This is a genomic window from Ignavibacteriota bacterium, assembly GCA_016713565.1.
In the GTDB taxonomy this organism is placed as follows: domain Bacteria; phylum Bacteroidota; class Ignavibacteria; order Ignavibacteriales; family Melioribacteraceae.
The window spans coordinates 25,186-47,388 of the sequence record JADJOX010000004.1 but is presented as its reverse complement, the minus strand read 5'-3'; the positions used below and the strand labels follow the sequence as shown (position 1 = coordinate 47,388).

The 22,203-nt window shown below is 32.9% G+C and carries 15 protein-coding genes, 1 tRNA gene and 1 pseudogene; 3 read left to right on the top strand and 14 right to left on the bottom strand.

Annotation, left to right across the window (positions count from 1 at the left end; translation table 11 throughout):
• Positions 1–8: 8 nt before the first annotated feature.
• From IPK06_04720 to IPK06_04710, 3 genes and pseudogenes are all read right to left on the bottom strand, one after another.
• Positions 9–338, bottom strand: a complete 330-nt coding sequence (locus IPK06_04720; GenBank protein MBK7979306.1) for a PqqD family protein — start codon at positions 336–338, stop codon at positions 9–11.
• A 3-nt stretch (positions 339–341) separates the two neighbouring features.
• Positions 342–1,630: pseudogene (locus IPK06_04715) on the bottom strand (MFS transporter).
• Positions 1,631–1,644: 14 nt separating this feature from the next.
• Positions 1,645–3,585, bottom strand: a complete 1,941-nt coding sequence (locus tag IPK06_04710) for an oligopeptide transporter, OPT family (GenBank protein ID MBK7979305.1) — start codon at positions 3,583–3,585, stop codon at positions 1,645–1,647.
• Positions 3,586–3,727: 142 nt separating this feature from the next.
• Between IPK06_04710 and IPK06_04705 the strand changes: the two genes are divergently transcribed.
• A tRNA-Ile gene (locus tag IPK06_04705) sits at positions 3,728–3,801 on the top strand.
• Positions 3,802–4,176: 375 nt separating this feature from the next.
• Here IPK06_04705 and IPK06_04700 read toward each other — a convergent pair.
• Positions 4,177–4,365, bottom strand: coding sequence for a hypothetical protein (locus IPK06_04700; GenBank protein MBK7979304.1), 189 nt, complete (start codon positions 4,363–4,365; stop codon positions 4,177–4,179).
• 375 nt (positions 4,366–4,740) lie between these two features.
• On the opposite strand from IPK06_04700, the gene IPK06_04695 reads away from it, so the two are divergent.
• Entirely contained in the window at positions 4,741–5,088 is a 348-nt protein-coding gene (locus IPK06_04695) for a DUF3147 family protein (protein ID MBK7979303.1), read from the top strand.
• A gap of 125 nt (positions 5,089–5,213) precedes the next feature.
• Entirely contained in the window at positions 5,214–5,561 is a 348-nt protein-coding gene (locus tag IPK06_04690; protein MBK7979302.1) for a hypothetical protein, read from the top strand.
• A 498-nt stretch (positions 5,562–6,059) separates the two neighbouring features.
• On the opposite strand, the gene IPK06_04685 is transcribed toward IPK06_04690, so the two are convergent.
• The 10 genes from IPK06_04685 to IPK06_04640 all read right to left on the bottom strand — a co-directional run bounded on the left by IPK06_04685 (position 6,060) and on the right by IPK06_04640 (position 22,198).
• The gene (locus IPK06_04685; protein ID MBK7979301.1) at positions 6,060–7,217 is read right to left on the bottom strand and encodes a PAS domain-containing protein; all 1,158 of its coding nucleotides are present in this window, start codon (positions 7,215–7,217) and stop codon (positions 6,060–6,062) included.
• Between the two features lie 653 nt (positions 7,218–7,870).
• Entirely contained in the window at positions 7,871–9,343 is a 1,473-nt protein-coding gene (locus tag IPK06_04680) for a sodium:solute symporter family protein (GenBank protein MBK7979300.1), read from the bottom strand.
• A 5-nt stretch (positions 9,344–9,348) separates the two neighbouring features.
• Positions 9,349–10,491: an aminoglycoside phosphotransferase family protein gene (locus IPK06_04675; GenBank protein MBK7979299.1), complete on the bottom strand. Its 1,143-nt coding sequence runs from the start codon at positions 10,489–10,491 to the stop codon at positions 9,349–9,351.
• 5 nt (positions 10,492–10,496) lie between these two features.
• Positions 10,497–11,405, bottom strand: coding sequence for a nucleotidyltransferase (locus IPK06_04670; GenBank protein MBK7979298.1), 909 nt, complete (start codon positions 11,403–11,405; stop codon positions 10,497–10,499).
• A gap of 35 nt (positions 11,406–11,440) precedes the next feature.
• Entirely contained in the window at positions 11,441–12,745 is a 1,305-nt protein-coding gene (locus tag IPK06_04665) for a DUF3472 domain-containing protein (GenBank protein MBK7979297.1), read from the bottom strand.
• A 3-nt stretch (positions 12,746–12,748) separates the two neighbouring features.
• Positions 12,749–14,851: a discoidin domain-containing protein gene (locus IPK06_04660; GenBank protein MBK7979296.1), complete on the bottom strand. Its 2,103-nt coding sequence runs from the start codon at positions 14,849–14,851 to the stop codon at positions 12,749–12,751.
• 142 nt (positions 14,852–14,993) lie between these two features.
• Positions 14,994–16,388, bottom strand: a complete 1,395-nt coding sequence (locus IPK06_04655) for a Gfo/Idh/MocA family oxidoreductase (GenBank protein ID MBK7979295.1) — start codon at positions 16,386–16,388, stop codon at positions 14,994–14,996.
• A 171-nt stretch (positions 16,389–16,559) separates the two neighbouring features.
• Complete coding sequence (locus tag IPK06_04650; GenBank protein MBK7979294.1) at positions 16,560–19,262, bottom strand: T9SS type A sorting domain-containing protein; 2,703 nt, start codon at positions 19,260–19,262, stop codon at positions 16,560–16,562.
• Positions 19,263–19,297: 35 nt separating this feature from the next.
• Entirely contained in the window at positions 19,298–20,254 is a 957-nt protein-coding gene (locus IPK06_04645; protein MBK7979293.1) for a PorV/PorQ family protein, read from the bottom strand.
• A 21-nt stretch (positions 20,255–20,275) separates the two neighbouring features.
• Positions 20,276–22,198 (bottom strand): hypothetical protein, encoded by a 1,923-nt coding sequence (locus tag IPK06_04640; GenBank protein MBK7979292.1) that lies wholly within the window; start codon positions 22,196–22,198, stop codon positions 20,276–20,278.
• Positions 22,199–22,203: the final 5 nt, after the last annotated feature.

Genomic DNA, 22,203 nt, shown 5'->3' with positions numbered 1-22,203 from the left:
ACTCTATTTTATTTCTTTTCGTAAAGTCTTATTAAATGATTTTTATTCATTTGGTTAACAAAAAGATGAACTCTTTGTTCTGCCGGTTCAATTTTTTCGTTAAAATGTGATTGAGCAGTCTTAATTATTTCCTCAACATTTATTTTACCGTCACACAAATGCCAAATAAAACTTCCAATTTCATCAAGATCAATTTTATAAGGTTTATTCAACTGCTTTTTAAAGAATATTTTTTCAATGAAACTTGGCTTTTTATTCAGATAGAATACGACCACCAAACTATCAATTTCTTCGAAATCACAATCGCGAATTGGGTATAATGAATTTAATTCAATCATAAATCAATGAACTGTCGGATTTTCCAAACCATGACCATTTGGACCTGTTTCTGATTTTCTTAATAGATACGAAAAAAGTAATCCGAAAAATCCTAAGATTGAAAATATCCACATTCCGTATTTATATCCAACCGGATTTTGAACGCTCGCGCCGCCGTAATCATTAGCTGCTCCAATTAACCAATTAAATCCGGCTAATCCTATTTGCTGAATTAATGTCATTACTGAATATGCGGTTCCTAATCTTTTTTGATCAACAATGTAAGCAACCGATGGCCACATAATTGCGGGGATTAATGAAAATGCTATTCCCATCATCGTTATTGGTACGTAAAGAGAAATTCCGGAATAAATAAACATTAAATAAACCGGAAGCAGAAGAATTGACCCAACCATCATAAAAAACGCACGTTTGCCAACTTTATCAACAAATAAACCGAAAAGTGGTGTCGCGATCATTGCGGAAATTGGGAGCAAGCTGTTTAAGAAACCGGCAAATTCCCTACTTGCTCCATGGAATTCCATAAAAAATTTAATGGCAAAACTTCTGAAGGGAAATATAGCCGAGTAAAAAGTAATACAAAGCGCGACAATATACCAAAAAGATTTACTGAATTTGAAAAGGTCGGAAAGCACAAATTTATCAGTTGCGCCGGCTTGACCCATTGAGTAATTTTTTTCTGCCCATGTTTCCAAAAGCCAATATGCGATACCGCCAATAGCACATGACAATGAAATTATTGCGGAAAGCACAAGCGGGTCGTGCCAATTTATATAGAAACCGCTAGCCCAAGTCGGAGAATTATCCGCAGCAACAGAGCCTAATCTCGCAATTGTTAAGTTTATGCCAAAGGCAAAACTCAATTCTTTTCCCTTAAACCATTTTGCTAATGCCGTTGTAATTGCTACAATTAATGGCTCTGCTCCAACTCCAAGAAGAAGTCTTCCAAACAGCATTACCGAGAGATCCGATGTCAATGTTGGAACAACGGCAGCAACAGTGCATATAATACCAAATAATAAAACGGAAATTTTTGTACCGTATTTATCAATAAAGATTCCACCGAGAATTAGAATAAAAATAGCTGCAATACTGTAAATGGAATACATCTGCCCAATATTTTCATCGCTGAACCCTAAGTCTTTTTCAATAGATCTGCAATCGGCGCAATACTATCGTAAACATAATAGTTACCAAACATTGCTAAACTGATCAATACTAAAACAATCCATCTGAAAAGCGGAGACGGCTCTGGTTTTCCCAAATTTATTTGTTCAGAAATCGCATTCATATATTATCCAAAAGTTAATTGTTGTTTTTTTCTGACGCAAATTTAAATAAAACGAATGCTAAAGCAGCAAAAATAATAATTGATATTAAATCGCCAGTAGCGCCAATTCCTTCCGCCACACCTGTATTAAGATATTCTATCAACGGTTTGCCATTGTAATTTGAGCCAATTAAAATTGCGATTAAAATTCCGGTTAACGCTCCTCCGGCAATCAATCCTGAACTAAATAATGCTCCCGGACCAATTTCAGATTCTTCTTTGTTGCTTTTTTTCATTTTATCTGAGATTAATTTAACCAATCCTCCAATGAAAATAGGTGATGTAGTTGAAAGCGGTAAATAAGCGCCGACAGCAAAAGGTAGAGATCTTACTCCGCTCAATTCCATTACCGCAGAAATTCCCATTCCAACAATTACTAAACCCCAAGGTAAATTTTGACTTAACAAACCTTTAATAACTGTAGCCATTAAAGTCGCTTGAGGCGCTGGCAAAGGAGTTGGGTGTTCGGGTGTTATAGCTCCAATTCCTAAAGCATTATTTAAAAGTAAAACCGTTCCGCCAATTGCAAATGAGGAAGCAGTTACTCCAATTATTAAACCCAATTGCTGATTTATCGGAGTTGCTCCTACTAAATATCCGGTCTTTAAATCTTGTGAAGTTGCGCCTGCATTTGCTGACGCAATACAGACAATAGAACCGACAATTAAAACTATAGGTTGATAAATATCTCCAGTCCAGCCTACTCCAACAAAAATTAAAGCGGTTGCCATTAGTGTTGCAATTGTCATACCCGAAATTGGGTTTGAAGATGAACCAATTAAACCTACAATCCTTGATGATACAGTTACAAAGAAAAAACCAAATACTACTATCATAACTGCGGATAAAAGATTAGTGGGAATATTTGGAATTACAGCCATGAAAATTATTAAAACTACGCTGCCAATTAAGACAAAAACTAAAGGAATATCTTTTTCTGTTCTTAATACTTCCTTTGCTTTATTCTCTTTGGATTCTTTTAAATCTTTGAATGAATCGCTAAACGCACTTATTATAGTTGGGAAAGATCTGATTAACGTAATTATTCCCCCGAAAGTTACCGCACCGGCGCCAATATATCTGATATAACTATTCCAAATTTCTCTGGCACTCATTTCTGATATTAGTTTTTGAGCAGGAGGGAAAACTTGAGTTAAATTATCGCCTAACAAAGTAATGAGCGGAATTAAAACCAACCAAGATAAAACACCGCCGGCTACCATTATTCCGGCAATCTTTGGTCCAATTATATAACCTACACCTAATAATTCAGGAGTAATTTCGGCAGTCACGGTTCCGTTAGGAAGTGAAGATTTTCTATCAAATATATACGTTGGAACATCTTTCCATAAACCTAAAATCGACATTAAAAATTTATAAGCAAAAGCGATACCTAGCCCATAAAATACTTTTTGCGCCAGTGATCCTCCTTTTTCGCCTGCTACAAGAACATCTGCGCACGCGGTACCTTCGGGAAAAGGTAAATTCCCATGTTCTTTAACAATTAACGATCTTCTCAAAGGAATCATAAAAAGAACACCTAGAATTCCCCCAGCCAATGCAAGAACAAATATCTGAAAATATTTGAAATATTCCTGTCCTCCGGGTAAAAATAAAAGTGCAGGTAAAGTAAATACAACACAAGCCGCTACAGATTCGCCTGCCGAGCCAATTGTTTGAACAATATTATTTTCTAAGATTGTTGATTTCCCAATATACTTAAAAACCGAAATTGAAAGAACTGCTATAGGTATTGAAGCGCTTACAGTAAGTCCAACTTTTAATCCAAGGTAAACTGTTGCGGCTCCAAAAATAATTCCAAAAATTGCACCAAGAATAACCGCTTTAGGTGTAAATTCGGGAATAAAATCTTTAGCAGAAATATAAGGTTTGAAAGATGTTTGATTTGTTTCCATAATTCATCCTTTTGAATAGATACGATTTACTAAAATAAAAATATTAACTGATTAAAAAAAACTTGAAATGGAATTTTTGATAATTGTAAAAATCTATTGCTTAACAAAAATGAATATATTATTTTTTGAATCTAGATTTTTAGGGCCTGTAGCTCAGTTGGTTAGAGCATCTGACTCATAATCAGAGGGTCGGGGGTTCAAGTCCCTCCGGGCCCACATAAAGTAAGTCTAAGTTAATTTAACAACTTAGACTTTTTTGTTTTTAAAGAATTTAGATTTAGAATTTAGCTGGGACTTTCATGTAACAATTTTTTAATAATTATTTCGTATTTTCATTTAGATCTAGAAATAAGTTGGGATGTTAAGTTAAAAAGAAATGCTTCAATTCGGATGATAAAATACAATTTCAATACTGCAAATTTTATATCAACTGTGATAATGGATTGATCATTATTTATTTATTTTCTTTTGAAAGCTATTTTTTTTCAATTTTTAATTATACAATTACTTCATTATTTATAAAGATATAACTTTCGGGAAAAGGTTCCGCAAAACGAAGAAATAATTTCCCTTTTATGTGAGATCAATCTTTTAACAATTATAATTTGCCAGGAGCTTTGAATTTACTTCGCCGTTTTTTTGCTGAAATAAAAATCCTTCTCTTACTAATTCCTTAGTAATAAAATCCCGGCCATGCCCATCAAGTGTGTAAAACACTCCTTCATTTTCCCAAATATAAATCGGGAAAGAGAAACCGTGTTTTATTATTAAAGAACGCAAAGAATAAAGCTGTTCCGGGATCTTTTCTTTAATTCACCTTGAATCGGTTGTAATTTCTCAATTTCAACCAAATGAGAAGAAGTGCAAGTAACCGGAATTATTTTGGAAAGCATCACAACCTATAATTTTTGTAGGAATTATAAGAAGTGATATATGTACTGTCATCCTATTTATTTGAGGATGGATAGTTTAAGGATTTAAATATTGTGCGTATTTAATTCTATTTACATATGCATAATTTTTTATTAAGTTGAAATCAACGAGATATTAAAATTGAAAACTTATTGAATATGAGTTAGTAATCATTTATTTCTATTGAGAACCATAACTCAATAGTTAAGTTGTATAAGATTCATAATATAAAGAAAGGTATTGATTATGTATTATTTAATTAAAATATTACTTTCTGCAGTTATCATTGTAATTATTTCAGAGGTTGCAAAAAAAAGTACATTCATAGGTAGTCTTGTTGCTTCATTACCACTTGTGTCAATTCTAGCGTTAATTTGGTTGTTTTATGAAACTGGTGATAAAAATAAAATTTCAGAATTATCATACGGAATTTTTTGGTTAGTAATTCCGTCTTTATCTTTGTTTTTAACTTTACCGCTATTTTTAAAGACGTTCACTTTTTATATTTCTTTACTTTTTTCAATAACAATTATGTTAATATTTTATATTATAATGCTTTATGTTCTTTCGTATTTTGGAATTAAACTGTAATAAAAAAAGAATACCGAATAAAAAGCCATTTTTAAAAGTTAATTGAATTAGAATAAATTATTTTATCCGAGATAAATTACAATCTGCTTGTTACTTTGCAAGTATAGATAAAAGAGGTGGGAAAAATGAAAATAATCTTAAAATTAGTTTTAATAGTATTCGTTGTAACATTACAATATTGTTCAAATTGCGATGGTGAAAATCCAACAGTAAAATTGATAAATAATGGAACTGGTAAAGCGGATATTCAAATAAAAACATCTGGTGGAAATACTGAAAATATTAATAATATTTTAGTTGGGAAAGCATCGGAAAAAAGAACTTTTGATGAAGGTGATATACAGTTCACAATAAATATCCAAGGTGTTAGTGAACCTATTGTTTATGATTTTAAAGTTACAAGTTGTCGAGATTATATTGTTAAAATAAATATTGACAATACGATTAGCGGGTCAAGTAGTGAAAGAGATTAAAGCGTAAAAATCTTAACTAAAAATTCATCTTTAGAATAAAGACCGCTATAATGATTTATGAAAAACAACATATTTTAATGTACAGTAATGTCGGAACATTAAGAATCAATGCTCCGACAAAATAGTAGCAAATTGGGGGAATTCGCTACTAAGATAATTTCACTTGATATTATTTTTTAGATTGCCGATAATATTCAATTCTAGCAGGACACATACATATATGGGAATTCCCAAATATTAAATAATTTGGACAAATTCTTTCCAATTTATCAACAAAATGAATCTTGTTATTTACACAGTCATTAATTTTGCAGCAATGTTTAAAATCATTCTCTAAACAAGCAAAATTCATATCACACTTATTAAAATTTTCAATTATTTCTTTTGGTATTATTGACTTACTATTTTCTTTAATCATAATATTTATAATTCTAACAATACTAAAAGGATAAAAATCATCTTGGTTCTATTCTTTTTTATTGAATTAATATTTTATAGTTAGTTAGTTACCTCATCCAATTCAAAAGAAATATTTTTTAACTTAACAATAGTTTTTTCCAATTCAATTATTTGGATGTTTATTTCATCTTTTAATTGCGTTAATTCTATTTGATTTTGCTGCTTAATATTATATAAGTTTAATTTTATAGCTACAAGCTCTTGTGCAATTGTATTTACAAGAAAATTTGAAATGTTTTCATTTTTCAACTTCTGTTTGTGAGTCATTTCCTCCAATAATTTTTTTTGTTCATTTTTTAACTTAATATTCTCATTTGTAATTTTTACATATTCAGTTATTTCTCTGTTAAATAGTACAAATTTTGTGATTTTATCATTTTCTATTATTGGACAAAGTCTTGAATTCCAAAATGTATCATTTATTTCATCAATTACATTTAACTCAGTTCTTTCTTTTACAACTTGTTCAAGCCTTTTTAAATTTTCTGCCATTAAATGACTATCCATATAATCAAAAAGTGAATTCCCAATAACCTCATCTCGTTTTGACTTAAGTATTTTTAATTTTCGTTCATTTACATCCAATATTTTAGCGTCAGAATCTAACAGAAAAATAATGTCTATCGAATTATCTAAAATATGTCTGAGATTATTTTCCGCTTCAATTAATGTCTTTTGGATTTTTAATCTTTTTGTAATATCAGTTAAAGACATTATTCTAAAATATTTTAGTTCGCCATTGTCGGTTCTTTTATATATTTCAAATGCAACTTCAAATTTTATAATTTTTCCATCAAACGCTTTTGCTTCTGTTTCGCCTTTAAAACTAGTTCCACCTTTTAAGATAAAATTTAATATTTTAACAAAATCTTGTATTGTATTGTTAGTATAAACTTTATGCCTGTTTTCAATCAAATACTCTTTTGATTTTGCTCTCAATATTTTTACTAAAGCATTATTTGCATTAATTATTTTAATCATACTAAAACATTTAATTAAATCTTCTGAATTCGAGAAACAAAAATTTTCTAATTCATCAATTTTGTCGTTTTTAAGTTTGTTAAAATATTCTATCAATTTCGTAATATCTTCTTCCCAAATTGCAATTGGAGAATTGGAAAATAAATCCTTATAAATTAAATTTTCAATTTTTAGTTGATCGATTTGTTCAACAAGGTTTTTTATAATGGTTTCCATTTTTCCAAAAATATTTAGTTGTGAAGAAAATATGAATTAGCTATAAAATTAGCTTAGAGTTAAATTTTGTAATTCTTAAATGATGCTAATTTAGGACTAATTAGCTAATGGTCTGCTGGAAAGGATTTATAAAAATAAATAATAATTTTATTTTCACAAAATTTTATCAGATTTTATTTTCTGATATTTAGAATTTATATTCACAAATATGTAAAATAATTATGAAAAGTTGTTTTAAGCATAATTTTTGAACCATTATGTAAAATTTATACAATTAAAAAAAATTAGTCTTTATTAAATAAAATGTGTTTTAAAATAGAATTACTCTCTTCTTTACTATATTTACCTTTTTTTTGCTATTAATTCATTTACAATTTTAAGTTTTGAAATTGCCAAATTTAAATCTTCCAGTGAATATTTTAAATCGTATAGTTCTTTGAATAAACCGGTCAATTCATAGTTGATAATATCATCTCGAAAAGTTTAGCAATCAGCGTTTGAATTTCAATTAATAAATCCTTGTTAATCACAAATTTTTAAACATCTCCATCATTTCTCCATAACCTTTTATAATCACTTTAATTGACATATAAGTGAAAGAAACAGTTGAAAATGCTATTATGATCAACCAAAAATATTCCCATAAATTCATTTTAATTTTCTCCAATCGGTTTAGGTTGAATAATATTTTGAATTGTTGAACCTATCACCATTCCAAGCAGTGAAACTACAAATCCGCCCCAACCTATCTCAGAAGCATAATCTTGGACTTCTTTAGGCCAAATTAAATACAACATAGGTAAAATTGCTCCAAAAATAATAGCAAGATAAGCGCCCAATGTTCTGGCTTTTTTCCAATAAATACCAAATCCAACGCATATTAAAACACCCGGAATAAAAAGCATTCCAGTCATATTCAAATAGAAATATAAGTATCCTTCAAGTTCATGGAACAATGACCACCAAATTATAAAAATCATAACAACCGTCATTGTTATTCTGCTTACAATCAATTGCGTTTTTGAATCCATTTCTTTTTTTGTAAAATAATTTACCGCGCTCCCAATAATATCTTGAGAAACAACTGAACTCCATGAAAGAAGATAACTTGCATAAGTTGACATTGAAGCTGCAAGTAAAGCCGCGAATATTATTCCCAAAAATCCGGATGGAATGATTTTTAACAATAATTGCGGTAAAGCATCTAGAGAGTTAATACCTGTGCCTACAACTGCAATTGCCATTACTCCCCATAGAATAGGCATTATTCCGCGCGATAAAAACATTAAGCCCGACCAAGTATAAATTTTTTGACCGGTTGCAGTATCTTTTGAAGAAAACAATCTCATTGAAATTGCCTGCCAGCCTACCAAAAGCGCAATCCAAAATAATGTCTGCCAAACAATAAACCCGAAACCAAAATTACTTTTAAAGATTGTTGGAGAAAAGGGATTGATTCCTGTTTCGCCCAAATTTACGGAAGCGGCATTAACTATATTTTCCCAGCCGATGTAAAATATGCCATAAACAGTAATGAAAATCATTCCAAAACTTAGTAAAATGTATTGTATATAATTTGTAACAATTACCGAAACCATACCGCCCGCAGCTGTATAAATTAAAACTAATGTCAACATTGCTACCATTGTAATCAGAAGATAATCTTTAGGAATTCCCGTAACTGTGTTTATAAAATTTGCTTCAACTCCCGGAAACACTCCAAAATTTAATATTCCACCTATTGCCATAATTACACCAATTAAAAAACGTACACCCTTTGAAAATTTTCTTGAGAAAAATTCAGGTATTGTATTAATCTTCATTTCCAAAAGAGGTTTAATTATAAATCCGGTTTTACCTAAAAATATATATGCCGCTACGGGCGGGAACGCAACAATCAATGCCGCCAATCCGGCTTTGTATCCAAGTTCAGCATAATAAATATAAGTTATCATTCCAATTTCAGTACACATTAGTGATAGAAGACCAAGATGAAAACCCATCGATCTGCCGGCGACCAAAAAATTATCAATACCCTTTATATATTTTTTTACCAATGTTCCGGAAAAAAATATTAAAGTTAAATAAGCAATTATAAAAATTAGATCGAATACCGATAAATTCATCATCTTCACCTTTGAATATTATGAATAGATTGCTCTGTTTTTTTTGAATTAACATTTGAAACGTATTGGGCAATTATTTTTTCCATAGCGTTTGATTGTTTTTCAATGCTTGCAAGTAAGGAAAATTGATTTTTTGCTCTGTTTAAATTATGATCATCATAATCAATTTTATAATACATGTCGCCGGCTAAATAATCTGTCAAAAATCTTATGGCTTGTTCAAACAAAATAATTTTTGAACCCAATACTAAATTATTTATTTCATCATTAGTCAAAATATTTATAGTTTCTTCCAAATATCCTTCGACAAGCGCGTTAAATATCTTAAGTCTCATTTCAATTTTTGAAAAATCTTTTTCATCTTCCAATGCGGGAGACGTAAATGTTCTGACCATATCACCGAAATCATTTAAAATTATTCCGGGCATAACCGTATCGAGATCAATGACACAAATACCTTCATTGGTTTCTTTGTCAAGCATAATATTGTTTATCTTTGTATCATTATGCGTTATGCGAATAGGCAGATCTTTATATTTAAGTTTCTCAAATTCTGTTTTTATATAATAATAATTTTCTAATTGATTAATTTCATGTTGTACGTACTGCAGTCTTTTATTAGGATCTTTTTGAATTACATCTTCTAAATATTTAATTCTATTAGATAAATTGTGAAATCCTTCAATTGTTATGTGACATTTATCTACATTAAAATCAGAAAGATACTTTTGGAATTTGCCATAGGCTTTTGCGGCGGCATACGCTTGCTGTTCGGTATCCACATTATCCACAGTATACGCGTTATCGACAAAATTAAATAAGCACCAATAATTATTGTCAAAAATATAAAATGGTTCTCCGTTTATATTTTCAATAAGTGTTAGAACCGTTTCCTTTGAATTTAATATTTTAGAGTTATTTAATTTATTTCTTATGTGTTTTGTTACATTAACAGTATTTTCAATTATAAGTTTAGGTTCTTTAAAAACATAATTATTTATTTTTCTTAAAATGTACTTATAATAATTTTCACCGTTAATAAAAGTTATTAATATTGTGTCATTTATATGTCCGCTTCCATAATATTTAGCATCATAAAATTTTCCTTCAATATTATAATTTTTCAGAATATGTTCCACATTAATCATTTCGGTTACCATAATTGTGTTGGATAGAATCCTTGTTTTATCAAATTATTAATTTTTTCTCTCACAATTTTCTTGTCTTCTATATATGTTAGACCGAACCATTGCTCATCAGTTATTAATAAATTTACCTTGCCGGCTTCGCTTTTAATAACTTGATCAACACCGAACGGCAAATAAAATTCAGACTTAAGATCATTACCCTTTATTTTGATGAAATTCGAAAAACATTCATAAAATTTTGAAAAAACAGATGGCTTAAAAGCAAACATGTTCATTGATATAATTTCTTCACCCGTCAAATTTACCCAATTACCATCATTATCTTTGTACGATATTTTATCATTTTCTTTTTTTATTTCTGTACGTTCAATTATTGACGTTATATAATTATAATCATCTATTTCGCAAATTCCGCGAGATACAGTTCCGTACTCTGATAAAGTATTAACTAATTTGAACCCAATCAAAGCATGTTCTGTTTTCATTTCGCTTGTTGAAGTTAAAAAGTCACACGCTAATTTAAATGAATTCGCGCCATAAAAATCATCGGCATTAATTACAGCGAATGAATTATTTATTGCACTAGCGGCTGAAAGCAATGCGTGGCCTGTTCCCCATGGTTTTAGTCTTTCTGTATTAAATCGTGATGCTGTATTTACAGAATCCAATTCTTGGAATACGTATTCTGATTCAATATTCTTTGGCAAAGAATCAATTATTACTTCTTTAAATTCTTGTTCAAAACTTTTTCTTATAACATATACTATTTTTCCAAATCCGGCTCTAATTGCGTCATAAACTGAATAATCTATGATACGTTCACCGGAAGGACCAATTCTATCAATTTGTTTTAAGCTTCCGTAGCGAGAACCCAAACCTGCAGCAAGAATTAACAAAGCGGGCTTATTAGGCATACAAAAATATTTCCTTAGGTTTAACGATATATATATTATTTCGGCAGATCATCAAAATTAATATTTGGTTTACTATTTAATTTATTTTTTTTAAAGATTTCTCCAATTTCAGTATTGTGATCAAAAAAACCGCAATTTTTTAAGTAAAATTCACCTTCTTTAATTCCGCCGGAAAAATCCATTCTTGCGTTTTTTCTCGCGGTAGCGTCCGCGGTAAATTTTGCTTTTGTCAATTCATGCCAAATATTTTCACTATCGCAAATCCATTGATTTTTATAGTACGCCATTCTTTCAACATTTCCGGTTTCAGTATAAAAATTTTCAAGAAATGAATATAGATTGGTCAAATAAGAATCTGTAAAAGGTCTTAGAAATGTCGCTATAAGTTTCCATTCGTTTTCTTCAGGCGAATAAAAATAAGCGCTGTAATTTGTGATGCTGTCACCAACAGGAATGCCTCTCAATAAGAAAGAATAATTAACTCCAGCTTTCCAATTATACTTTAAATAACTTTGTCCGCCTGATCCTTCGCTTCCAAATTCTCCCGCATGAACATCCTTGCCTTTACTTATAAGTTTGATCTTATATTCATCAGGGATATCATTCGGGTCTTGAGTATCATACGGACTCCATACCGAAAATAATATTCTTCTTTCTGTTTCCGAATTAACCTGTATACCAAAATAACCGTGAGCGAATCCATTTGCCATAAAGTATGACCCAAGTACATCTTCACCTTTTGGAACCGTAATTTCACTATAAAACCACTCTGCATTTTTAATATTTTCGGGAATGGGAAAATTTAAATGAACAGATGGACCTCTTCTTCCCCAATAAAAATCATCTTTTACAAAATATGTTTTTCCTTTTGCCGCTTCGCCGCTAATTATTAAATCTTTTAATTCAGCAAAATTAGAGCCGGTTTTGCTTATACCTTCCAATTCCAAAAATTGATATCCTGTATTCACATTGCTAAATTCATATACAAAAATATTTTTAAAAATATTATTGCTTATAGAAATTATTTTGCTTTCGCCGTTCAGTGAAAATTTTATTTTTGATCTGCCGTCATTTACCTTAAGATTGCAATAGACTTTTAATTTGCCCGAATTTGGCAGTTTGAAATAAATCCTAAACTTTGTTTTAGGGTTTGTCCAATTTGTAATTCCGTCATCTGTAATTATTCCTTCCGAGGAAATTTTTTCATTTACTATCCAAGTATTTCCACCTATAGGAATTTTTATCGTCGTCGAATCATTATCAGATTGAGCAAAGTAAATTGCAGTTAGATTTGTAACAAGTAATATTATTAAAATTTTCTTTAGCGTTTTCAATAGCATATTTTATTTGAGCAGAACAAGTTTTTGTGTTTGCGAAAAATTTGGCGTTTCCAATTTATAATAGTATACTCCGCTTGAAAGAAAGGAACCATCAAATTCATATTTATAATATCCGGCTTGCTTATAATTATTGATAACTGTTTTAACTAATTCACCTAACGAATTAAATATAGTCAATTTTACAAAACATTTTTCGGGTATTGAATATTCTATTGTAGTGTTAGGATTAAATGGATTAGGATAAGCTTGCTTAAGTTCAAATTTGTTAGGCAGAGAATTATTACTTTCATCAACATTAACTATAAGATCTCCGACCAAGAACAATTCCGCCATCGATGTCCAAGGTCCATCATTTATTTCTGAAGTTGAAACTAATTTCACATATTTTGCTTCAACCGCACTAAAATCTACTTCTTTAAGTTCGGTGTTGGGTTCAAACGAACCATTTGAAATGACCGGAATCCAATCCACTGCGTCTTTACTTACGTAAAAATTATATTCTTTAATGGTACCGTTTGTTCCGCCATCCTGCCTCGGCAAATACTTCATTCCTTTTAAATTATAACTATTGCCCAAATCAATTTGAATTTCATGCGGCTGAGCCGGAGTTGAACCGCTCCATTCGGTATGCCAAAAAGTATTTTCATCACCGTCAATCGCGTTCGCGGCGGCACCGTCTTCACCGGAAGTTTCTTCACTATCGAAATAAATAATTGACCAATTTTCTTTTGTAATTATATTTTCATTATTCACGGTTGTAATTGCAAAAACATAATCCGAAAACGCGCTTAAACCAAACGAATTTTTTGAGCATACGCGAGTTCTGTATCTTGTTCTACCTTCTAAATTTGAAAATGTATATGAAGTTGATGCAAGACTGTCAACAGTTTCCCATATAAAATTTTTCTGAAGCTGAACAATATAAGTCTCAGACGATTTAACCGAATCCCAGCTTATTGTAAAACTTGTACTTTCATAATTGTCAACTTTCAATCCTTGTGGAACAGTTGGGGCAAAATCGCCGTTTCCGACAACCATTTTTTTTGTAACCAAATTTCCTATCACATCTTCAATTGTAATCCGTACAAGATCCCCGTTTTGTGCGTTAATGTTTACAAATTTTTTATCCGTTATTATGGAATCAATAATTGTGTTGCTTCCAATGCCGACTGTCACCTTGAATTGAGGAGTTGAGGATTGCGGAACAGTCCATGAAATTTCTTCGGTAGTTAAATTTGTTATATAAAATTCAATCGGCAAATTATTGGGGCTGCTAGGGAAATTACTTGATAATGTTGTTGATGTTCCACTAAAACTTGGAGCTGTACTTCCTCCGGATTGCATGTAGTAATATCCATTTTCAACACCCGCGTCATAATTATCTTTATAGTTGTATGACCGTTTTCCGGGACCAATATCATATGTGTTGATTTGAAAATTTGCGGCGTTAAACGGGAACCAATTATTTTCTATACTTTTTTTATATCCGTCCTTTTGATAAACCTTTCTCATATTTTGTCCGGTACTCGACCAATCTTCTAAAAAAGAATTTGTCGAAGAATTAAATCTGACACTTTTAACCGGAAAATCCATTGTAACTAAATGTAGCCAATTTTTGCTCGATATATCATGAACCCAATATCCAAAATATGTATGCGTTTCAACATCCCAGCATTTTGCCAATAATTGGTAATCATGACCTTCGGCCCAGCCAAGCTCAAAGTTCCAGCTTTTTAAACCGGTGCCTTCGCCTCCAAAATTCTCGACTTGTGTTCCATTTCCGGTATAAGCCGCTTTAATTGCCTGGTTTGTAGAAATAGGATCCCAAATTGAAAAAATAAAATTATTTCCCGAAGGATGATTTTGCATTCCGCAGTATCCGCCGCCTTCTATTCCTGTATTCCAAGATAAAGCGCAATAATAAGTGTATAGAGTTTTGTGCGGAATTTTTAAGGTTTTCATTATTGTGTTGCCAGGGTATTCGTCGTTGGCGCTTAAGTGAACCGATAAAGCTGAATTCTGCGCGGTAAGATTTGAAGAACTTAAAATTAGATATATTACTAAAACATTTAAAAATACTTTAGCTAAAACATCTTTAGTATACATAATTATTAAAAATCCATTTTTTATACAAACTATCTTTCACCAAAAAAAATCATATTAAAAAATACTTTTAACACATAAAAAAGGTTTGTGTATTTTACCTTAAGAAAGTTTAATACACAAACCTCATTTGGGAGGCATAATTTTAATCTGTTAAGCCGAAAATTCTTTTATTGGTCATCCATCTGCCTCGAGTAAAATCAGGGAAAAATTGAGGAGAACTGTTGCTTGCAATTGACGCTTCGGAAAGCGGTGTAATGGCGCTCCACGCAGCCGCGTCATAAACATCAATTGGCGGCTGAACCATATTTTTTACGCTATCAACAAACGCTTGATCGGTAAAATAATCTATACCGCCGTGTCCGGCTCCTTCTGCTTCTTCTTCTTCTTTCTTCCATAGCGGATGATCATAACTTTTCATAAGATTATCATATTCATCACCTTCAGTCCATGTATGAGGTTTTGATTTTCCTTCCAAATAAAACCTCTTCCCTTCAAATTGACCATCCCAAACACCTTTTGCCGAATGCATAGTAAATCCCCATGAATATGGACGAGGCAGATTTGTATCGTGTGTAACAATTAAAGTTTCATCTTTGGCTGTTTTTATTACCGATGTAATTATATCACCAAGTTTCCATTCTAATTTTGCATTCGGATGATCTTCACCGCCCTTTGGATGGTTTACAATATAATTATGGAGACCAATTGATTTTGTTGCAGTTGAAGTCAATGATACGAATCTATTACCGCGGTTTATATCAAACCATTCGGCAACCGGACCAATTCCGTGTGTTGGATAAATATCACCATTACGCAAAAGTGAATGTTTAGTTCTCCATTTAGCTTCGGAAAATCCTTTATCACCAAATTCAACTCCTCCGCCGTAAGGCTGTTTTCCGTCATTGAATTTGACTTCACGTAAATCATGCCGATATCCGCAAGTTGCGTGAACTAATTCACCCCAAACTCCTTCTCTTATCATTTTTAGAACTGCCATTGCTTCTCTGGCAAAGCAAACATTTTCAAGCAGCATACATGGAATTCCGGTTTCCTCGGAAGTGTTTACCAAATCCCAACATTCATCAATTGTATTTGCGGCGCTAACTTCAATGCCGGGAAATTTACCGGCTTTCATTGCTGCAACAGCCATTCTTGTGTGCCAAAGCCATGGTGTAGCGATAATTACACCGTCAACATCATCGCGTTCCAATAATTTCATAAATGCGTATTCATCACCGGTAAACGTTGCGGCTTCCTTTCTTGAATGATCTCTAAGAATTTTTTGAGTCTCTTCAAGCGCATTTTTATCTAAATCGCAAATTGCCGTAATTTCAACATCCTTTCTTTTTGCAATATTATCAACGTGGTCTCTACCACGCAAGCCGACACCGATGAAAGCGATATTTACTTTACCATTCGGTTTTGATCTTTGAAATTTTATTTTTTCATCGGCTTTTGCAAAACTTGGGGCCATAGTTAAACCAATTCCGGAAATTGCCGCAGTTTTAAGGAAATCGCGTCTGTTAAAAGATTTCATTATTACACCGTTCATTATTTGAATAAAAATTTTAAAACACAACAATCCTAATTAAGAAACATTAGTCAATAAAGGTGTTTTACTTTTAATTATTTGATTATTCAGTTAATTAAAATTGAGGCCGGATTTCCCTGCCTCAATCGATTACTGTTTATCAGTAAATAAAAAAAACTATTTTAGGAACATCATTTTTTTAACAGAAACAAATTTTTGTCCATTAACGCCGTTTGCTTCCATTCTGTAAAAATAAACACCGCTTGATAAATTGGCTGAATTAAATTGAATATTATTATAACCAGCTTTCATTTTTTTATTTATTAAAGTTGTAACTTCCTGACCAAGAATATTGAATATTTTCAGAGAAACGTCAGAATCAACTTTCAATCCGAATTTTATAGTTGTACTTGGGTTGAACGGATTTGGATAATTTTGTTCCAAACTGAATTCAACCGGTAATTGTGTATCCTCAACAGCTACAAGACTTGATTTATCAACGGTTATTTTTGCGGGTGATGCAATTAAACTGCCCGAACCGTCTTCAACATAAACTGCGAAATATTTTACATCTGCCGGAACATTTTCAATTGTATACGTTGTAGCGCTTGTTGAACCAACTACGTCGAATGGAACAACGAATGTATTATCAATATACGCGTTTCCGTAAGAAGCTGCAAGCTGACCAATTCCGATTCCGAATCTATGACGAGTTTGCGCCTGATCATAAACGATTGGGAACGAAACCATTTCCCACCCTTCAGATGTACCGATTGGTGTTGAGAATCCTAATTCAAGCAAGGAAGTATTTTGAAATTCAAATTCACTTCTGTCATACCAAATATTAACTCCGCTATTGTAATATTGACCCGCCGGATGTATATCACTTAATATTGGATCTTGATTAGGAACAACGTCTGAATATTTTACTATTGCTCCGTATAAATAAGCTTGCGATCTGGATAATTTACTTCTTTCATAAGTCTGATACCATCTTGCTTTTATACCAACACCATCGTGTGCTGTCATTTCACCTACGTATACGCTAAAGTCGCCGCCTTCCGAATAAGTTTCAGCAGCAGGCCATTCCCCAACAGCGGCAGCGGCTGTTCCGTTTGCAAAATCTTGGAATGTCCAATCCTGAGGTGCGGATCCATCAGAATTAGGAGTTTCAAAACCGGGGTTGTTGAGCAGATTCTTTTCAAATATTCCGTTTATGCTTGTCGGCTGCATTAAAATGTGATAAGTTGCTCCGGTAACATCTTTGCTTACAGGCCAGGTTAATTTAACTGAATTGTCAAGCTGTCTGATAGCAACAACAGAATCCAATTGTAATGCCTGCATTCCTAAAAGTGTAAAATTAACATCATCGACCCATGCTTCAGCCATAGTATCAGCAATAGCTGGTCCACTTAATCTGAATCTCATTTGATTTCTCCAGCCGTTTTCATCCTGATCGGTGGGAAATAAAATTGTGTCTTTTACTTCAACCCAATCACTATTTACAAGAATTTGAGTCAAATCTACATTATTATATCCGATACTGATTCTAAATCTGTTACCTTTTGCAAAGTTGGCGGTTTTTGCCCAATATTTTAGCTCATATATTCCGCCTGATAAGAATTCCAAAGTTTGTGTACGCCAGCCCGCATCCATTGAACCTTGGTCAATATCGGCTTGAGTAACCTGAATTTTACCCGAATATTCTCCCGTATGTGAAACTGTATTATCCCAAATATATCGAGCCGTATCGTTTCCAACAAAACCAATCTCAGTAGAACCCGAACCCCAAGCTTCAACTTGCCAATTAATTGGAGAATCACCTGCTTCGTTCGGCAATTCAAAACTTGGATTTGCAACCACGTCATTAGGTATTGCCGGTGGAGCTTCAGTCAATTTTGTAATTGTAACATCATCTATCCAAATTTTTCCGGTGCCGTATAACCCAATTGCGATTCCGCTTTCACCGTCTTTAGCTGCTTCAAATGTTCCGGTATATTCCACCCAATCTGTAACTGCAGGATCGTTACCATAATAATCCCATTGCGGAACAATCTGCACGGCAAATTCACCACTTGTTACATCAGCTTTAAGCCATACACTATATGAATAAGTAGCGCCTTTTTCAACTCCGTCAATATTCGGCAGGTAAGAATCCAAACTTACTTCACTTGCATTATCTTGCGCTTTAAGCAATCCGGAAGCGCCGCCGGTATGATAAATTGTTTCATCGAGTATAAATTCGGCATTTCCGTTATAGTCATCCAAACTGCAGCCCGTCGGAACATTGCCAGCATCAACTCCGTCTTCAAATCCATAAACTTGAAGTATATCTCCTATATTGTAAACTTTTTTTGTTAGTGTAATTACGCAGTCATCAATCCATACTTTACCGCTGCCATAAAATCCAATACTAACGCCAGAATTTCCGGTTTCAGCCGCGGAAAACTCAGCAGTATATTCGGTCCAATCTGTTGCGGTAACTTCGTGTTCTTCGTACAAAGCAAAACTGTAATCCTGAATAGCGATAACGCCATCGGTCATATCCGTTTTGATCCAAATGCTCAATGAATATACATCACCTTTATTTGCCGAAGCAATATTTGGTAAGTATGAATCCAAACTTACCGCATTTGCGTCTGTTCCTTTTAACAAACCTGAAGCAGCGCCTGAATGAAATACCGTTTGATCCAAAACGAATGAACCATTTCCATTGTAATCGTCAAAACTGCAGCCAGTAGGGACATTGTCGGCGCCGACACCATCTTCAAAACCGTAGTTCTGCGCGACATCTCCAACGTTTTGTGCAAAATTTAAACTCACAAATCCAAAAATAAGACCTATGATAAATTTAAATTGAAGTAAAGTTATTTTTCTCATTTGTACCTCATATTTATGGTTTATATAATATATTTCTAGAAAACAATACTTGCTGTAATTCTATGCAGAGCTCCAAGTAAAGCAAAATCGCTGTAAGAATAATCAAGTTTTATATTTGCATCATAAAGTTTCTGCATAACTCCGAATCCGCCGCTCCATGATTCCGAATCGGATTCAAATTTATAACCGCTTCTTAAATAAATGAAATCAATAAAAGAATATTCTATTCCAAGGTGAGCTTTTTGTTTCTCATCAATTGATTTTACCCAGTTAAACGCAACGAGTAAATTGTTGTACGAATTAATATTTATTGGTTTTGAAAATCCGATTACATACTTGAGTGGAAGTCCATAACTTTCATTCACAAATTTTATTTCAGGTCCAAAATTATCAACCACCATACCTATTTTTAATCCTTCAAGTAATCCTTCCAAGCCGGTATCGTATTGAATTCCCATATCAGCCGACCAGCTTCCTTCTGAAAATCTATCGCTTACTTGATTCATACGAAGATATCTAAACGTAAATCCAATTTTTAGATCTTCAGTAAAATTATGCGCATAGTGAAGTCCGAATGCATATTCGCCAACGTGGAATGTTTCGCCTGTTCCTTCGGGACGAAGTACTGTCCTTATTTTCATTTCATCTGTCCTTAAAGCTATTACCGATAGCGCAAAAGCATCGTTATCGGAAACTCTTTTTGAATAGCTTAAAAATGATAAGCCGACATCCGCGGGCATAAATGTATAACCGATAAAAACGTTATTATCTTTTATGTTCATCAATCCTGAAGGATTATAATATGATGCCGAAGCATCATCAATAAATGAGGCAACCGACTGCCCCATTGCTTCTGCCCGAGCAGATATTCCAATTTTTAAAAATTGCGCGGATGTTACTCCGGGTTTGTTGAAAGTCTGAGCATTCAATAATCTGTTATAAATTAAAATATTTATAACGCAAAAAATCATTATGTATATATTTTTTTTCATTTGATTCATGATTTATACGCTCTACTTTACAATTACGAATTTACCGATTTGACTTTTACCGCCGGGTTCCTCAACAACAAAATAATAAAGTCCGCTTGCTACGGTATGGTTATTTTTATTTAGCAGATTCCAATACGCAATTGGCGATCCGCTATCTTGCTGAAAATCGATTGATTTAACTTCATAACCGGCAATTGTAAAAATTGTAATTTTACATTTAGTGGGTAAATTCATAAATGCGATTCTTCTGTCAATTTCAAACCATTCACTTCTGCCGGGCTGAGTTGAGTATTCCCAAGCGGGATCCTGCGAATAATCTAAATCGCCTCTGTACGGATTTGGAACAACAAAAACTTCATCCTCATCTATATCTCCTTTTGCAATCGCCGGTATTCCCATTACCGTTGAAAGAATTTTAGGACTCTCCAAAGAAGGAATTGTCAACTGATCACTGACTTCTTCCGGCAAATCATACGATGTAATTGAATACCAATATCTAATACCGTTTACAAGTCCTTCATCTTCAAACTCATACTGCAAGCCGGTATCGTAGCCAAAGCCGTCTACTTTATCGTACTCTGCCAAAAGTTCCCAAGGACCGTTAGGACCTGTTGAACTCTTGTAAATTCTATATCCTTCAAAATCTTGTATAATTCCGTCGTTTCTGGATTTATCTTCAAAGTCTTCGGGATTTGTTCCGGAATATTCATCTTTCCATTCCCAATTGATAATTATTTTTCCTTTTTTAGAATTGAGTGTAAAAATTGGAGGAGGAGGAGAAAGCGGAACTCTGAAATCAGAATCATATAATGTTTTTGCAGCATCGGCATATTTTATTATTTCATCATAACCGTAACCGGCAATTGTTGCCATTACAAATCTAATCGTATCATTAGGCTGTGTGGGTCCGAAAGGTCCAACGCTAAAAATACCTCGCGTACTCGAGCCTGTAGGAATTTCAGAAGACATATCAGGCTGTATTTTATTTCTGCTGATTCTGGCATAAGCTTCTCTATCATTACTAACATCTTCAGAATGAACCCAATGCATAAAACTCGGTTTGATTGAATTTCCGTTTACATCCGCGGGAGCTCCTACCAAACGATAAGCTTTTCTGGTATCTTCAATCATTGTTCCATCGGGTCCGCCCGGCATGTCGCCCCAAATTATCATTCTTCTTTTTTCGTCGAACAAGGCATAATCATCACCGACCGAAGAAATATTTACGTCCGTTTTTAAATCAACATCATTGTATTGAACAAAAAAGATATCGTTCCAAACTTTTGTACCTTCATTAATAATTATGAATTCGGTAAAAATTATTTTATCATAAAGAAAAAAATCGTAGCCGAATGATCTTTGAATAATTCTCGCGTTAAGCGGCACATGGTCTTCTAAAATTTCAGGAGCTTGGTTAACTCCAAAAACAATTTTGTTATCCCAATATTGGCAGATATAATCTTGAGGTGATTTGGGTAAATATCTTCGGTCCAATAAACCGTCATCATTAAAAAAATATTTGCTTTCCGCGTCAGCCGGAATGTCATCAAAAACCGACTTTACGTATATTGTATCGTTTTTATTAAATCTGGGGAAAACTTCAAATCTTTCACCTCTGCCGCCTCCGCCTACAGCTTCATAATCGGCAAATTGCGTTACAAGCGTGTCTCCTTCTACAACCGCGCCAAGCCAATTACCGCTAACCTTTGTAAGTTCCTGATTCGATCCGGGAGGATAATTAAAAACGATACCGACATTATCATTGGTATTGTATGTAGGAACTCCTGAGCCATAATTTGTAACGGTAACATGAAGCATATTTATATTGTGTTTTTTAAATTGGAGATTTGCTGGCGGAAAAATTTCTCCTTGCCCATTTAACAAATTCGGCAATACAGAAAATCCAATAAATATGATAAATTTAAAAATTAATTTAAAATTCATTAACC

What these genes read in the sequence shown, in the direction of transcription:
- IPK06_04720 (MBK7979306.1), bottom strand. Translation starts at nt 338, where the DNA reads ATGATTGAATTAAATTCATTATACCCAATTCGCGATTGTGATTTCGAA.
- IPK06_04710 (MBK7979305.1), bottom strand. Translation starts at nt 3,585, where the DNA reads ATGGAAACAAATCAAACATCTTTCAAACCTTATATTTCTGCTAAAGAT.
- IPK06_04690 (MBK7979302.1), top strand. Translation starts at nt 5,214, where the DNA reads ATGAAAATAATCTTAAAATTAGTTTTAATAGTATTCGTTGTAACATTA.
- IPK06_04685 (MBK7979301.1), bottom strand. Translation starts at nt 7,217, where the DNA reads ATGGAAACCATTATAAAAAACCTTGTTGAACAAATCGATCAACTAAAA.
- IPK06_04680 (MBK7979300.1), bottom strand. Translation starts at nt 9,343, where the DNA reads ATGAATTTATCGGTATTCGATCTAATTTTTATAATTGCTTATTTAACT.
- IPK06_04675 (MBK7979299.1), bottom strand. Translation starts at nt 10,491, where the DNA reads ATGATTAATGTGGAACATATTCTGAAAAATTATAATATTGAAGGAAAA.
- IPK06_04670 (MBK7979298.1), bottom strand. Translation starts at nt 11,405, where the DNA reads ATGCCTAATAAGCCCGCTTTGTTAATTCTTGCTGCAGGTTTGGGTTCT.
- IPK06_04665 (MBK7979297.1), bottom strand. Translation starts at nt 12,745, where the DNA reads ATGCTATTGAAAACGCTAAAGAAAATTTTAATAATATTACTTGTTACA.
- IPK06_04660 (MBK7979296.1), bottom strand. Translation starts at nt 14,851, where the DNA reads ATGTATACTAAAGATGTTTTAGCTAAAGTATTTTTAAATGTTTTAGTA.
- IPK06_04655 (MBK7979295.1), bottom strand. Translation starts at nt 16,388, where the DNA reads ATGAAATCTTTTAACAGACGCGATTTCCTTAAAACTGCGGCAATTTCC.
- IPK06_04650 (MBK7979294.1), bottom strand. Translation starts at nt 19,262, where the DNA reads ATGAGAAAAATAACTTTACTTCAATTTAAATTTATCATAGGTCTTATT.
- IPK06_04645 (MBK7979293.1), bottom strand. Translation starts at nt 20,254, where the DNA reads ATGAAAAAAAATATATACATAATGATTTTTTGCGTTATAAATATTTTA.
- IPK06_04640 (MBK7979292.1), bottom strand. Translation starts at nt 22,198, where the DNA reads ATGAATTTTAAATTAATTTTTAAATTTATCATATTTATTGGATTTTCT.